The sequence below is a fragment of the Paraburkholderia sp. genome (assembly GCF_028283785.1).
Taxonomy (GTDB): Bacteria; Pseudomonadota; Gammaproteobacteria; order Burkholderiales; family Burkholderiaceae; genus Paraburkholderia.
In genome coordinates, this window is the sequence record NZ_JAPWKB010000006.1 from 1 (window position 1) to 14,069 (window position 14,069).

Annotated in this window: 14 protein-coding genes and 1 pseudogene; 10 read left to right on the top strand and 5 right to left on the bottom strand. The window is 61.7% G+C overall.

The features are described 5' to 3' along the window. The 8 genes and pseudogenes from PW947_RS07810 to PW947_RS07845 all read left to right on the top strand — a co-directional run. Positions 1–407 (top strand): annotated as a pseudogene (locus PW947_RS07810) (hypothetical protein); the annotation flags it as partial. Positions 408–449: 42 nt separating this feature from the next. Beyond that, positions 450–869 carry a VOC family protein gene (locus tag PW947_RS07815; RefSeq protein WP_299630633.1) on the top strand — a complete coding sequence of 140 codons (420 nt, stop codon included), beginning with the start codon at positions 450–452 and terminating at the stop codon, positions 867–869. 79 nt (positions 870–948) lie between these two features. Then, positions 949–1,764: an SDR family NAD(P)-dependent oxidoreductase gene (locus PW947_RS07820; RefSeq protein ID WP_299630635.1), complete on the top strand. Its 816-nt coding sequence runs from the start codon at positions 949–951 to the stop codon at positions 1,762–1,764. A 50-nt stretch (positions 1,765–1,814) separates the two neighbouring features. Continuing rightward, on the top strand, positions 1,815–2,846 hold the full coding sequence (locus tag PW947_RS07825) for an aromatic ring-hydroxylating dioxygenase subunit alpha (RefSeq protein WP_299630637.1): 1,032 nt from the start codon (positions 1,815–1,817) through the stop codon (positions 2,844–2,846). Next, positions 2,843–3,802 (top strand): PDR/VanB family oxidoreductase, encoded by a 960-nt coding sequence (locus PW947_RS07830; protein ID WP_299630638.1) that lies wholly within the window; start codon positions 2,843–2,845, stop codon positions 3,800–3,802. The genes PW947_RS07825 and PW947_RS07830 overlap by 4 nt, the downstream gene beginning before the upstream one ends. A gap of 71 nt (positions 3,803–3,873) precedes the next feature. Next, positions 3,874–4,680, top strand: coding sequence for a gamma-glutamyl-gamma-aminobutyrate hydrolase family protein (locus tag PW947_RS07835; RefSeq protein WP_299630640.1), 807 nt, complete (start codon positions 3,874–3,876; stop codon positions 4,678–4,680). A gap of 69 nt (positions 4,681–4,749) precedes the next feature. Beyond that, positions 4,750–6,249, top strand: a complete 1,500-nt coding sequence (locus PW947_RS07840) for an aldehyde dehydrogenase (RefSeq protein ID WP_299630641.1) — start codon at positions 4,750–4,752, stop codon at positions 6,247–6,249. A gap of 21 nt (positions 6,250–6,270) precedes the next feature. After that, entirely contained in the window at positions 6,271–7,407 is a 1,137-nt protein-coding gene (locus PW947_RS07845) for a porin (RefSeq protein ID WP_299630643.1), read from the top strand. A gap of 27 nt (positions 7,408–7,434) precedes the next feature. On the opposite strand, the gene PW947_RS07850 is transcribed toward PW947_RS07845, so the two are convergent. The 5 genes from PW947_RS07850 to PW947_RS07870 form a co-directional block, all read right to left on the bottom strand. Beyond that, positions 7,435–9,087 (bottom strand): cyclic nucleotide-binding domain-containing thioredoxin-disulfide reductase, encoded by a 1,653-nt coding sequence (locus PW947_RS07850; RefSeq protein WP_299630644.1) that lies wholly within the window; start codon positions 9,085–9,087, stop codon positions 7,435–7,437. A gap of 172 nt (positions 9,088–9,259) precedes the next feature. After that, on the bottom strand, positions 9,260–10,156 hold the full coding sequence (locus tag PW947_RS07855) for an oxidoreductase (protein ID WP_299630916.1): 897 nt from the start codon (positions 10,154–10,156) through the stop codon (positions 9,260–9,262). 111 nt (positions 10,157–10,267) lie between these two features. Next, a complete protein-coding gene (locus PW947_RS07860) occupies positions 10,268–11,095 on the bottom strand; it encodes a DMT family transporter (RefSeq protein WP_299630646.1) in 828 nt (275 codons plus the stop codon). Positions 11,096–11,169: 74 nt separating this feature from the next. Continuing rightward, a complete protein-coding gene (gene gcvA / locus PW947_RS07865; RefSeq protein ID WP_299630647.1) occupies positions 11,170–12,075 on the bottom strand; it encodes a transcriptional regulator GcvA in 906 nt (301 codons plus the stop codon). Positions 12,076–12,124: 49 nt separating this feature from the next. After that, positions 12,125–13,021 (bottom strand): LysR substrate-binding domain-containing protein, encoded by an 897-nt coding sequence (locus tag PW947_RS07870; RefSeq protein WP_299630648.1) that lies wholly within the window; start codon positions 13,019–13,021, stop codon positions 12,125–12,127. A gap of 165 nt (positions 13,022–13,186) precedes the next feature. Here PW947_RS07870 and PW947_RS07875 point away from each other — a divergent pair, with 165 nt between their 5' ends. Together PW947_RS07875 and PW947_RS07880 are read left to right on the top strand one after the other, a co-directional pair. Then, positions 13,187–13,732 (top strand): sugar ABC transporter, encoded by a 546-nt coding sequence (locus PW947_RS07875; RefSeq protein ID WP_299630649.1) that lies wholly within the window; start codon positions 13,187–13,189, stop codon positions 13,730–13,732. A 7-nt stretch (positions 13,733–13,739) separates the two neighbouring features. Beyond that, positions 13,740–14,066 carry a hypothetical protein gene (locus PW947_RS07880; RefSeq protein WP_299630651.1) on the top strand — a complete coding sequence of 109 codons (327 nt, stop codon included), beginning with the start codon at positions 13,740–13,742 and terminating at the stop codon, positions 14,064–14,066. Positions 14,067–14,069 lie beyond the last annotated feature (3 nt).

Genomic DNA, 14,069 nt, shown 5'->3' on the forward strand with positions numbered 1-14,069 from the left:
ACAGCAGCACGGCGGTGTCCGTCGAACTGCATCCGGGCGGCCCGGGTCTCGTGTTTCCGAATGCGGACGGTCTGCTCGTTCACACCAATCACTTCGTGTCGTCTCCCGCGCGCGACGGCGATACCGAGCCGCGCCAGTACCCGGACACGCTGGTGCGCTACGACCTGCTGACGCGGCGGCTGTCGAATCGCGCGGATCTCAGCGCCGCTCACGTGCTTGGCGCGATGAACTCTCACCTCGGCACGACCGCCGCCGTGTGTTGCCACCCGGACCGCACGCAGCCCGAAAGCGGCCAGTACGCGACGCTTGCAACCATTGTGATCGACGTGGCGCACGGCACGCTCGACGCGTTGCGCGGCGGTCCGTGCGCGCATCTCCATTCGCAGCTTATGGCCGCCGCCGCATAACTCGCGCGGATTACTCAACTACATCGTTAAAGGACTCAAACAATGCTCAAGCTCAAACGCGTCGACAACATGGACATCCTGACGCCGAACGTCCAGCGTCTGGTCGATTTCTATCACGGCACGCTTGGCCTCGGCTTCTTCCTGCCGTATCAGGCGGACGAGCACTGGGCGGCGATCGAAATGGGCAACGTCACGCTCTACATTTTCCGTACGGAAGATGCCACCCCCGTCGAACGTCGTACCGCCGTGAACCTGAAGGACAAGCCGGGTTTCGACTCGTTCGCGTTCGAAGTCGAGAACCTCGACGACGCGATGGCGTTCCTCGACGGCAAGGTGCAATGGGTCACGGAAGAACCGATCGAATGGCAGCACCCGAACGGCACGCATTACCGCTATCGGCCGATGTTCGACCCGGACGGCAACATGTTCTACGTCACCGAGCCGCATAAGGTCGCTGCCTGATTTCGCGTTGACATCGCGCCGAATCCACGCTGAATCCGCAATTCGCTGCACCCGTATCAGGTACTACTGGAGTTTAGTCATGACCCAAACAATCCCTCGCAACGCTGCATGCCGCGCACCGGAAACGGTGCTCGACCTGTCGCCGGATGCGCGACGTTTGAGCGGGCGCGTCGCGCTCGTGACGGGCGGCGCACGCGGCGCGGGTCGTGCCCATGCGCGCCTGCTCGCGGCGCGTGGCGCGGCTGTGGCGATCGTCGATCTCGACGACGCCGTCGCACAGGAAACCGCCGCCGAGATCGAGCGGTCAGGCGGACGCGCGATCGCGTTCGCGGCCGATATCACGCAGCGCCCGCTTGCGGAGCGCGTGATTCACGACGTCGCCGAATGCCTCGGCGGTCTGGACATCGTCGTGCATAACGCGGGAATGATGTATTCGCTGACCGGCCTCGAAGCCACCGACGACGCCGATTTCGACCGTCTGCTGTCGATTAACGTGCATGCGCCGCTGTTTCTCACACGCGCTGCATTGCCGTATCTGCGCAAGAGCCGCGCGCCGCGCGTCATCTTTATCAATTCGCAGTGGGGGCAGGTGCCCGACGGGCATTCCTACGGCTACATGGTCGGCAAAGCCGCGCAACTGGGCCTGATGAAAACGATGGCGAAGGAGTTCGTTAGCGAAGGCATTCTCGTCAACGCAGTGACGCCGGGCGCGATTCTCACGCGGATGGTGCCCGACGCGTACATCGCGGGCGAGCAGAAGGCGATTCCGCTGGGACGTCTCGCGCATCCGGAAGAGATCGCGAGCACGGTGGGCTTTCTCGCGTCCGACGAAGCCGCGTTTATCGCCGGTCAGTCGATTCCGGTCAACGGCGGCGCACTGGTCGTCGGCATCTGACGGCTTTTACGCAGACCGCATCGAACAACACACAAGCATTCGAGGTATCTATGTCCACGCAACTTCCTCTTCGTAATCTGGCTGAACAGGCGATGCGTCGCCAGTGGTTTCCGGTCGCGCGCTCGATCGATCTGGACACGCCGCAAAGCGCGACGCTGCTCGGCCAGCGGCTCGTCGTCTATCGCACCGAATCCGGCAAGGCGGTCGTGCAGGATGCGCGCTGTCCGCATCGCGGCGCGGATTTCTCACTCGGCAAGGTGCACGGCGAGAACATCGCGTGTCCGTATCACGGCTGGCAGTTCTCGGCGGAAAACGGCAAATGCTCGCATGTTCCTTCGCTGGAGGATCAATGCAAGATTCCGCCGCAAGCCAAAATCCGCACGTATCCGGTGATCGAGCGCTTTGCGCATGTGTGGACCGCGCTCGAAACGCCGGTGAACGGAATGTACGACCCGGCGCAATGGCGCGATCTCGAACTCGACTGGCTGGCCGCGACGCCGCTTGAATCGCCGACCGGGGTAGCTGTCGCAATCGAAAACTTCCGCGACGTCGCGCATTTTCCGTTCGTGCACGAAGTCTCGATGGGCCCGACGAAGCATATCGTCGAGCCGCTGAGCGTGCGTCGCGAAGGGCTGGACGTGTGGATGGAGCGCCCGCTCGATGCCGGTGACGGCGACTGGGCCAACGACGGCGATTGCATGATGTTCTATCACTGCGCCGCGCCGGGTCTCGCTTCGATCACCTACAACTACGAGAAGCTCGGCAAGCGGATTGTCGTGGGCTTTCCGTCGCCGGTTGCTTACGACCACGTCCGCATTTTCTGGGGCGTTGCGAACGAACGCAGTTATCGCGGCGCCGATCTCGAAGAATGTCTGCGCATCGAAGAACTGGTGTACCGCGAAGACATGCCCATCGCCGCAGGCATCCAGCCGCGCGAAATCGACTGGGACGGTACGTATATCGAGCATTCGGTGCCTGCCGATCTGTTCACGCTGAACTATCGTCGCGCGTTCCGGGAATTCATGGAGCGCGCGAAGACCACTGCGCCCGCGTTTCCGGTCGACGTAGTGGCGGTCGTATGAGCGCCGGCGGTGCGGAACGCGACGTGCAGATCACGGGAATGCGGCTCGAAGCCGCGGGGGTGATCTCGCTGGAGTTGCAGGCGCCGGATCGTTCGGCGTTGCCGCGCTGGCACGCCGGCGCGCATATCGACCTGGTCTTGCCGTCGGGTTTGACGCGCCAGTACTCGTTGTGCGGCGATATCGACGACACGCTGCGCCTGCGGATTGCCGTGCTGCTCGAATCGAACGGGCGAGGCGGTTCGCGTGAAGTGCATGGCGGTCTGCGTCTCGGTCAGAGCGTGACGATTCGTGGGCCGCGCAATGCGTTCGAACTGCAACCCGCGGACTCGTTCGTATTCGTTGCGGGCGGCATCGGCATTACGCCGATTCTGCCGATGATCCGCACCGCGCAGCGCGCGAACGCAACGTGGACGCTGATCTACGGCGGACGTTCGCGGGCATCGATGGCGTTTATTCCGGAACTGGAACGCATCGGTGGCGACAACGTGCGGATCATGCCCGCGGACGAGACCGGTCTCATCGATCTGGACGACGTGGTGACGCGCGCCAAAGCGGGCGCGCAGGTCTATAGCTGCGGCCCGGCCGCATTGCTCGATGCGCTGACCGAACGGTTCGCTGCAAACGATCTCACCGACAGCCTGCATATCGAACGATTCAGCGCAGCCTCGCCGAAGACGGCGCAGCAAGCGGGTGCATTCCGCGTGATGCTCGCGCGCAGTGGCGGCGCGGTGGACGTCGCCGCCGATGTGTCGGTGATGACGGCGCTGCGCGAAGCGGGGCATTGCGTGCCGTCGTCGTGCGAACAGGGTATCTGCGGAATGTGCGAGACGCGGGTGATCGACGGCGTGCCGGATCATCGCGACATGCTGCTGACCGAAGGTGAACGTCAGCGCGGCGACGTGATGATGGTCTGCGTATCGCGCGCATTGACACCCACGATCACGCTCGATCTCTAGCGTCTTTTAACGAAGGCGGCGCGCACGATGCCGTCGTCTTCTCGACATTGAATACGGATGAATAGTCAGCGATGCGAACACAAATCGTCGTAGGCGTCAGCGCGGACCGGATGAAGATCGGGCTTCACGCGTCGCATGCAGTGGGTGAGAAGTATCTCGATCCGGTCGTGGACGGCGCGCATGCGCTTGCCGTTGTCGTGCCTGCGCTTGGCGACCGTCAATCGGCGGACGCGATCTTTCAGTGTGTGGATGGCCTGCTGTTCACGGGCAGCTATTCGAATGTCGAGCCGCATCGATACGGCGGCGCTGCGAGCGCGCCCGGCACGCTGCACGACCCGTATCGCGATGCGACGACCTTGCCGCTGATGCGCGCCGCGATCGAACGGGGCGTGCCGATGCTCGCGATCTGCCGCGGATTCCAGGAGATGAACGTGGTGTTCGGCGGAACGCTGCATCAGGCGGTGCACGACGTCGAAGGCTATGCGGATCATCGCGAAAACAAGGTGGATCCGATCGACGTTCAATACGCGCCCGCGCATGCATTGCGTATCGAGCGCGATGGCGTGCTGCATCGATGCAGCGGTGTGCTCGAAGCGATGGTGAATTCGTTGCATGGGCAAGGCATCGACCGTCTCGGTGACGGCTTGCAGATCGAAGCACGCGCGCCCGATGGCCTGATCGAAGCGATCAGTGTGAAGGGCGGCCGCAGCTTCGCGCTCGGCCTGCAATGGCACCCGGAATGGCGGCACGCGGATAACCCGCTGTCTACGGCGATTTTCCGCGCGTTCGGCGATGCGTGCCGCGAACGGCGACGTCTGAAAGACGAACGGCTGGGCAGCGCGGCGCTCGATGCCGCGTCACTCGTCACGGGCGCCTGACGCGATGGAACTGCGCGTCTTGCTGCGATTCAACACGGAACTGCTGGGCCCGTTCTGGGCATGGACATCATGGAAGCGAAAAGCAAAGACCTGAACGACTGGCTGCAACGACGCGCGACCTTGCGCATCGAAGGCCGCGCATTTATCGACGGTGCATATCGTGACGCGGCAAGCGGAAAACGTTTCGATTGCATCAGCCCGATCGACGGCGCGTCGCTCGCGCAAATCGCCGAATGCGGCGAAGCCGATGTGAACGCGGCAGTGGCCTGCGCGCGCCGCGCATTCGATCGGGGCGTATGGCGCGGCTTGAATCCACGTCAACGCAAAGCGGTAATGCTGCGCTGGGGCGCGCTGATGCGTGCGCATCAGGACGAACTCGCGTTGCTCGAAACACTCGACGCGGGCAAGCCGATTGCCGATACGACGACCGTGGATGTGCCCGGCGCCGCGTATTGCGTCGAATGGTTTGCCGAAGCGATCGACAAGGCCGGAGGGGAAGTCGCTGCGGCAGATCATCATCTGGTGGGACTCGTCACGCGTGAAGCAATTGGTATCGTCGCGGCAGTCGTGCCGTGGAATTTCCCGCTACTGATGGCGGCATGGAAGTTTGCCCCGGCGCTCGCGGCAGGCAACAGCGTCGTGCTGAAGCCGTCGGAGAAGTCGCCGCTGACGGCAATACGCATCGCGCAACTCGCGCTCGAATCGGGTATTCCAGCGGGCGTGTTCAACGTGCTGCCAGGCGCAGGCGAGGCGGGCAAGCTGCTCGCATTGCATCACGATGTGGACTGTCTGGCCTTTACCGGCTCGACCAACGTCGGCAAGCAAATCATGCAGTACGCGGGTCAGTCGAACCTGAAGCGCGTGTGGCTGGAACTCGGCGGTAAATCGCCGAATATCGTGCTGGCCGATTGTGCCGATCTGGGCCGCGCGGCGCAGGCCGCCGCAAGCGCGATCTTCTACAACATGGGCGAGATGTGCACCGCCGGTTCGCGTCTGCTCGTGCATCGCGACATCAAGGATGCGTTTCTCGACAAACTGCTCGTCGCCGCGCGCAAATACTCCCCAGGCAATCCGCTCGACCCGACAACGTCGATGGGTGCGATCGTCGATCAGGCGCAGATGGAACGCGTGCTCGGCTATATCGACGCCGGTCGCGACGAAGCGAGATTACTGACCGGCGGTGCACGCGTGAAGCGCGAATCGGGCGGCTTTTATATCGAGCCGACCATCTTCGATGTTCCCGACGCACAGGCGCGCATTGCGCGCGAAGAGATCTTCGGCCCGGTGCTGTCCGTGATCACGTTCGACACCATCGATGAAGCGATCCGCATCGCCAACGACAGCGAATACGGGCTGGCCGCAGCGGTGTGGACGTCGAACCTGACGACCGCGCACGAGGTCTCGCGCGCGCTGCGAGCGGGCACCGTCTGGGTCAATTGCTACGACGAAGGCGGCGACATGAACTTTCCATTCGGCGGCTACAAGCAGTCCGGCAATGGCCGCGACAAGTCGCTGCACGCGCTCGAGAAATACACGGAGCTGAAATCCACCTTGATTCGCTTGCGGTAATTCAAAACCTGGAGAAGCAACATGAATATGAAGATTGGCGTTGCAGTGGCCCTGTTGTTCGCGTCGGCCGGTGCGTATGCGCAAAGTAGCGTGACGCTGTTTGGCCTGCTGGACGAAGGCTTGAACTTCACCAGCAATGCGGGCGGCAAGAAGGCCTACCAGCTTACGAGTGTCGATCTCGTGACGAGTCGCTGGGGACTGAAAGGCACCGAAGACCTCGGCGGAGGGCTGCATGCCATCTTCGACCTCGAAAGCGGCTTCAATATTGAAAGCGGCAAGGCGGCATACGACGGACGACTGTTCGGCTACCAGTCCTACGTCGGACTGCAATCGGATACGCTGGGGACGTTGACGTTCGGACGCCAGTTCGATTCGATCACCGATGTGATCGGTCTGATGACGGCAAACGGCAATTGGGGCGGATGGTTGTTCTCGCATCCATTCGATAACGACAACACGGACGCGACCTTTCACGCGAGCAACGCGGTCAAGTTCACGAGCAACGACTACGCAGGCGTGTCGGGCACGGCACTCTATGGCTTCAGCAATCAGGCGGGCGGCTTCGCGCAGAACCGTGTTTTCAGCGCCGGACTGAAGTACACATATTCGACGCTGTCGGTGGGCGCGGTCTATGAGAACCTGTCCGCGCCGGGCAGCAATTCGGGCGGCGCGATCGCGTCCGGCGATGCGGGCTTCGTCGCAGCAAACCAGAAGACGTACGGGCTCGCGGCAAGCTATGGAATCGGCGCGGCGACCTTCGGTGCGGTCTACACGCGCGTGAATATCGAACGGCCCACCTCGTCCGCGTATCTGGGTGAGCTGGGCTTAAGCGATGCCGCGCTGAAATTCGACAACTTCGAACTGAATGTGAAGTACGACATCGCGCCGGACTTTTTCGTTGGCGGCATGTATACGTACACGCGCGCACATCTGGATCAAAACGGTGGACGCGCTTCGTTGCACTGGAATCAGGCCGGTCTGATGGCCGAATACCTGTTGTCGAAACGAACCGCGTTGTACACGCAGTTCGTCTACCAGAAACTATCCGGTGGCACGACGGGCACGGTGTTCGATACCGCCTACATCACCGGATCGGCGGACGTGTCGTCGAACTCGCACCAGATGGTCGCGCGGGTCGGGATTTCGCATTCGTTCTGATTCGATCGCACGCCGTGTCGCGCGGCGTTATCGGGCGTCCTGCTGAAGATATTTGTGCGCGAACGCGATCGCCATGCTGCCCTCACCGACAGCGGAAGCGACGCGTTTGACCGGGCTCAATCGCACGTCCCCGCACGCAAACACGCCAGGAACACTCGATTCGAGAAGGTAAGGATCGCGGCTATGGGACCAGCGTCCGGCCTTCACGACGTCGTCGCCGGTGAGCACGTAGCCGCGTGCATCGCGGGCGATTTCAGGCGGTAACCACGCGGTCTCCGCGTCGGCGCCAATGAACACGAACAGTGCGCCGCAGTCGTGCCGCTGCACTTCTCCACTGATGTCGTCGCGCACGTCGATTGCGGTCAGATGGGTGTCGCCGTATGCGCCGGTGACTTCCGAGCGCAGTTGCAACGCGACGTTCGACTTGCCGCGAAGCTGCTCGACGAGATAGCGCGACATGCTTTTCTCAAGCGAGTCGCCGCGCAGGACAAGCGTGACCCTGCGCGCATGATTCGCGAAGTACAGAGCGGCCTGGCCGGCCGAATTTCCCCCGCCAATCAGAAAAACGTCGAGTCCATGCGTACCGCTCGCTTCGCTGCGTGACGCGCCGTAGTAGATGCCTTTGCCGATAAACCGGTCGAAGCCGTCGATCGACAGGCGGCGCCACGTGACGCCCGTCGCGAGAATGATCGTTCGTGTCCGGATGATGCCGCCGCCGTCGAGGTGGATGCTTCGTCCTTCGACGTCGATCCGGTCCACCGACCGTGTCACCAGAATCTCCGCGCCGAGCCGCCTCGCCTGCTGCAGTGCACGGCTCGCGAGTTCATCGCCGGAGACGCCGTTGGGGAAGCCGAGGTAGTTCTCGATACGCGAAGAGGTTCCGGCCTGTCCGCCTGGCGCTTCGCGCTCCAGCACGACAGTACGCAAGCCTTCCGACGCACCGTACACGGCGGCGGCAAGACCGGCCGGTCCGCCGCCGATGATCATCGTGTCGTACTCTTCGAGGCGCGGCTGAGTCTGCAGACCGAGCAAGCCGGCGAGTTCGCGTGTCGCGGGGCGGCTCAGCACGGTACCGTCCGCGAGCCGCAATGCCGGGCAATCCTGCTCAGGCGGACTCGCACCGGGCCAGCGCGCCGGGAGTTCGGGCGCATCTGGCGTCATCCAGTCATAGCTGATCTGGTTACGGGCGAGAAACTGCCGTAGCGCAGTACACGCGTCGTCCCAGCGACTGCCGATCATGGTCACGCGCGGCTTGGGCGGCTCGGCGGAAAGCCCTTGCAAACCGCCGATACGCTCACGCGCGAGCGTGCCCATCTTGAACGCAATGTCCGGCGATGCGGCGGCCAGCTGATAGTAGTGTTGAGCGTCCACCCGCATCACACGCGACGGCTCGGACGCCCGATACGCGCCCGGAAACGGTGAGCTTAGCGCGAGCGGGACTTCGCCGAAAATGGTGCCAGGCAGACGCCAGCCCAGCGTGCGCTCGACGCCGTCGAATGTCTTGATGACTTCCATCTTGCCGGTCAGAACGGCATACAACGCGCGTTCTCCACCTTCATGAACGGCGAACTCGCCTGCGCACAGATGGAGGTCTGCGGACGAGTGCGCGAGGTGCGCCAGGTCGTCGTCCGGAAGTGACGCAAACAGTGGAAACGCGCGGATGTCGTCGATTGTCAGCATGGTTTGTCCAGACAGCCAATAGAGGTCAGACGCGGTCCTCGAATTGCCGCTCGCCCGCGTCGCGAAGAAGACGGGCAAGCCGATGGCTCAGCCCTCGAAGCATGCGACTGTCCGGCACATCGCGGACAGTCCGGGGCAGTATAGGGCTTTCGGACGTGAAAAGTGATCCGTGCTAGCCTGGTCCGTCGCTGGCAGCGGCTAAAAGCGGCACGACCAGATCGCTAATCGGCGTAGCCAGGCCGTGAGAGCGACCGCAGCGCTGCACCACGCCGTTGCGGAGGTCCCATTCGAGCGGGCGGCCCGCTTGCCGGTCGGCGAGAATCGACGTGCCCAAGTCGGGCGGGGCACGACGCAATCCGTCGATGATCTCTTGCGGGACGTCGTCGCCCAGCGTCGCGCCTTCCGCACGCGCCACTGCGAGACATTCCCGAAGATAGGCGAGCGACAGCGTGGCAACGTCGTCGCGAGAGAACATCCCGGCACGGCGACCTGCCAGAACCATCAAACCCGCGACGGCGTTCTGGAGGAGTTTGCGCCACGCGACGGAGGTGAAATCCGCTGCGACGTCGACCGTACATCGCGTGCCATGCAGAACCGAAAGCACCAGGCTGGTTTCCGGTGTGTCGGGCAACGTGAGACGCGGTTTGGCGCGCAGCCACACCGACGCGTCGGGTTCGCGTTGAGCGGGAAACCACACAACCGACGGCAACACGGGACTGCCGGGCAGGTACGGCGCGAAGTGCGCTTTCTGCTCGACGCCGTTTTGCAGCACGCAGACAACCGTGCTCGCACTACACAAAGCAGAAAGCCAGGGTGCAATCGCGTCGATTTGCGTCGATTTGACTGCGACGAAAACCAGATCGTACGTGTTCTTGATCTGGGCCGGATCGGTCTGTACGGGGCCGGGCAGCACGACACGACCGCCGTCGAAGCGCAGTTCCAGACGCTCGTGCGCCGTGCGGCCGCAAATGGTCGGCGTGCGCCCGACTTCATGCAGTGCTGCGGCCACGGTCGTACCGATTGCGCCCGGGCCGATGAGGGCAACGGTTGGATTTTCAGCCATCGTTATCGTCCTTTCCTGATTGTCACTTGCTGGCACGACAGCCACGCGCATCGTGCCAGCGCTCGTCATTCGATACAGCTTCGCACGATCGATCAACCCGGCGCGCCCACAGGGCGCTCAGCCGATAATGATCGTGCCGATAGCGATCACTGCGCCCGCTAGCATCTTTTGCATAGTGAGGGTTTCGCCAAGGAACAGATAACCGATCAATACCGCAAACAGCACGCTGGTTTCGCGTAGTGCCGATACCGCGCCCATCGGCGCATGGCACATTGCGAAGATGACGATGCCGTAAGCCAGCAACGAAACGAGTCCACCGACGAACGCCGTGACGAAACCCGGTCGGAAAGTAAACAGGCTGCTCGCGTCGCGCAGGCCGATATATGCCAAAGGCATCATGACGCCCCACAACGCGCACATCCACACTGTATAGGCCAGCGGTGCATTGGACAGCCGCACGCCGACGCCGTCGGCGACGCTATAAGCGGCAATAAAGCACCCGGTTCCCAGCGCATACGGCAGGCTTGCCACCGCAAGCCGACGCCCTTTGAAAGCGAGGGCAATAATGCCACCCGACACCAGTGCAATGCCGAGCAGAGAGCTCAGCCCTATTTTCTCTCCCGCAAAAACCGACGCCGCGAAGGTGATCAGGATTGGAGAGGAGCCACGCGCAATCGGATAGGTTTCGCCGAGGTCTCCCGACCGATAGCTCCTGACAAGAAACAGGTTATAGCCAACATGCAGCCCGGCTGAAAGCACCGCGTACATCCAGCTGGCTTTGGCGGGAGGATCGAGGAACACGGCGATGACGATGCTGGTGATCGCGACCGCGACGCACATGACCGTCATCGACCACAGTCTGTCGGTCCCGCCGCGCAGCAGCGCGTTCCAGCTTGCGTGCAGCACAGCGGCTGCAAGCACTAGCAAAATGATAGAAATAGGCATGCGTCATACTAAGCAACTCCGTGCTTTTAGTTAAGCGAAGTCTGCTCATCTCCGGATGAGTAAATCCTCATGGGCTATCGATACGCTTGTTGGGCGTTGCTCGATTCCGTCAGCAGCCAGTTACGAAAGCTGATGATGTGCGGCTGCGATTCGATTCCCTTTGGACAGACAAAGTAGTAGGCGACCGGAGACGGAAACTGCACGTCGAACAGCCTGATGAGACGGCCATCTTTGAGTTCGGCTTCGACATGTCCGCTTCGAGCCAACGCAATTCCTTGACCCAGCAGAGCCGCCTCGATAGTCATGTTGGTGTCAGCGAACCTCACGCTCTCGTTGAGCGAGGAAATGGCGACACCGACCTGTTGAAACCAGAACTCCCATTTCGGCACGAGATCCGCGCCGTCCCGTGTCAGCAGCGGGTAACGCAGTAATTCAGAAGGTTCGTGCGGCGCACCAAAGCGATTCAAAAGCTCAGGACTGGCAACCGGAAATATCTGTTCCCTGAACATGAATTCCGAATGCAGCGCGGGATAATTTCCGGTGCCTAAACGGATGGCGACGTCTGGCTCGTTGTTAGAAAAATGGATGGCTTTGTCGGTTGTATCGAGCGTGACCAGAATTTCCGGATGCTGCCGGGACAAGCTCGGCAGCTTGGGAAGCAACCATTTCAGTGCAAACGAGTAGGTCGTGCTGACCCGGAGTCGGGTCCGGCCATTTTGCTCTCGCAGGTCGGATAGCGTTGCATCCAGATTCATGAAGAACTCACGCACGATCGGTGCGAGCGCCGCGCCGGCAGGCGTCAGGCTGAGTGATTTGCCCCGCTGAAATAGCTGCAATCCCCAGAGCGCTTCGAGGCTCTTCAACTGATGGCTGACTGCGCTTTGGGTGACGTGCAGTTCTTCCGACGCGGAAGTAAATGTCGTGTGTCGCGTCGCAACTTCAAACGCGCGCAATGTGGCGGTGGGGGGTAAATCTCGCATAGTGCTTTTCCACGGTGAGTATTGGGCCAATCACATGGTGTGAAAAATCTCAGGATAGCGTCGTCGTCCGCGCTTCATGAACGATCCATTTCGCAAAAGCCTGTACGGGCGCTTCACTCAATTCGATCGGCTCAGGAAGCACGAGGCAGAAGTTTTTGGTAATCGCTTTGCCGTCCGGCCAGGGCGCAACCAGACGGCCTTGTTCAAGCTCGCGGCCGATATAAAGACGCGGCACCAACGCGACACCCAGGCCCGCTATTGCCGCCTCGATCAGCATCGAATGGAGATCGTAACGTGCGCCCACCGCCGAATTGGTCAGCACGATGCCGGTCTCTTGTGCGTAAAGCTGCCATGCGTCCGGATTTTGCCGCCTGTGAAGGCGCGGTAGCGCGTCTAGCGAGCGGCTCGCGCCGGCATCCGCGAGGAGCGCCGGACTACAGACGGGTACCAGCACCTCTTCCAGCAGTGGATGTCGATGCATACCCGCCCACGCGGGATGCTCGAAATGGATTGCTGCATCGAAACCGCTACTGGCAAGAATGAACGGCTCCATGCGCTCGGCGATATGGACGGTAACGTTCGGATGCAGATGTTGAAAGCGTTTCAGGCGAGGGATAAGCCAACGTGTGGCGAAGGTCGGAATGGCGGCGATATCGATGCTCGCGCCCTCGATGGGCTGTCCCATCAGATAGAGGCTGTCCCGTTCCAGTCTATCCAGCGTCTCGCGAACCTGCACCGCGTATCGCGTGCCGCTGGGCGCGAGCCTCACCCGATTGCCGACGCGCTCGAATAGCGCGACACCCAAAAACACCTCCAGGCGTCCGATCTGACGACTGACGGCGCCTTCGGTCAACGCCAGTTCCTCGGCCGCGCGGGCGAAGCTGCCGTGGCGGGCTGCGGCCTCGAAAGCCAATAGCGCGGAATTGCTTGGGATCTTACGTCGCATGAAGTCTCGCCGGTAGCTATGCGTTCAACGCCAGCTTGAGTAAATGTCACTGAAGGCTGACTTTATATCGTTATACACGCGGAAAACATCAGATTAGCATTACGTTACTGCACCGAACAGGGTTCGTTCGCTGCGGTAAGCCCAGCCGTCACGAAGGATAATCCGATGATCTACACCGTGGAATGCAGCTTCGCCGATCCCGACAGCGAAGCCGAATGGAACGACTTCTACAGCCTTGAAAAGCTGCCAGCCCTTATCTCGGTGACGGGCTTTCACACGTCGCAGCGCTTCAAGGCGATAAGCGACGGTTGCCCCGTCTATCTGGCCGTCCACACGATCGACGGTTTCGATGTTTTGACGGGAGACGAATATCGCGAGAAAGGCGGCGGCAATTTCGCAAGGTGGCAGCAACACATCACCGACTGGCACCGGAACCTCTACAGCGATATCGGCCTTGCGCCAGCGGTCAATGCCGACGAATGCCTGGTACTAAGCGCAAGCGGCCCCGACGCGCTGATCGAGATGGGCGTCACACCGTTGAGCATGCAAGCAATCGCGCTAGAGAAGTTTCCGGAGCACCGTTGGCTCGCAGTCATGTCACGGCGAAGTGCTCATCGTGTCGAGCGTCTGTCTGAAAGTATGCATATCTATGCGCCGATGACGGCGCAACTGACACGTTCCCGCTCCGTCTCGAACGGGCAGGAAAAATAGCTCGGCGATGCCCAACCTCACTTTCTATATTTCCGCGGGGCACATGCCGTCGGATGAGCGGCTCGCCGAGCTTTCCCGCGACTGCGTCGAGCTGTGTACGCGTGTCCTTGAGGCGTCACTCGACAACGTTCATGTCATTTACGTTGAAGCACGGCATGGCCACGGACATCCCGTTTTCGCGGAAGTCCAGTATCGGCTTGATACGCATCGGACGGCTCCGGTCATGAACCGGTTCATCGACGCGCTGGGCGATGCCATTGGATGCCGCACGGGTCTCACCGCGCGCATCCGGTGTTTTGGACATGCCGCGTCGAACATTCACGCCCGCAATTAGGGT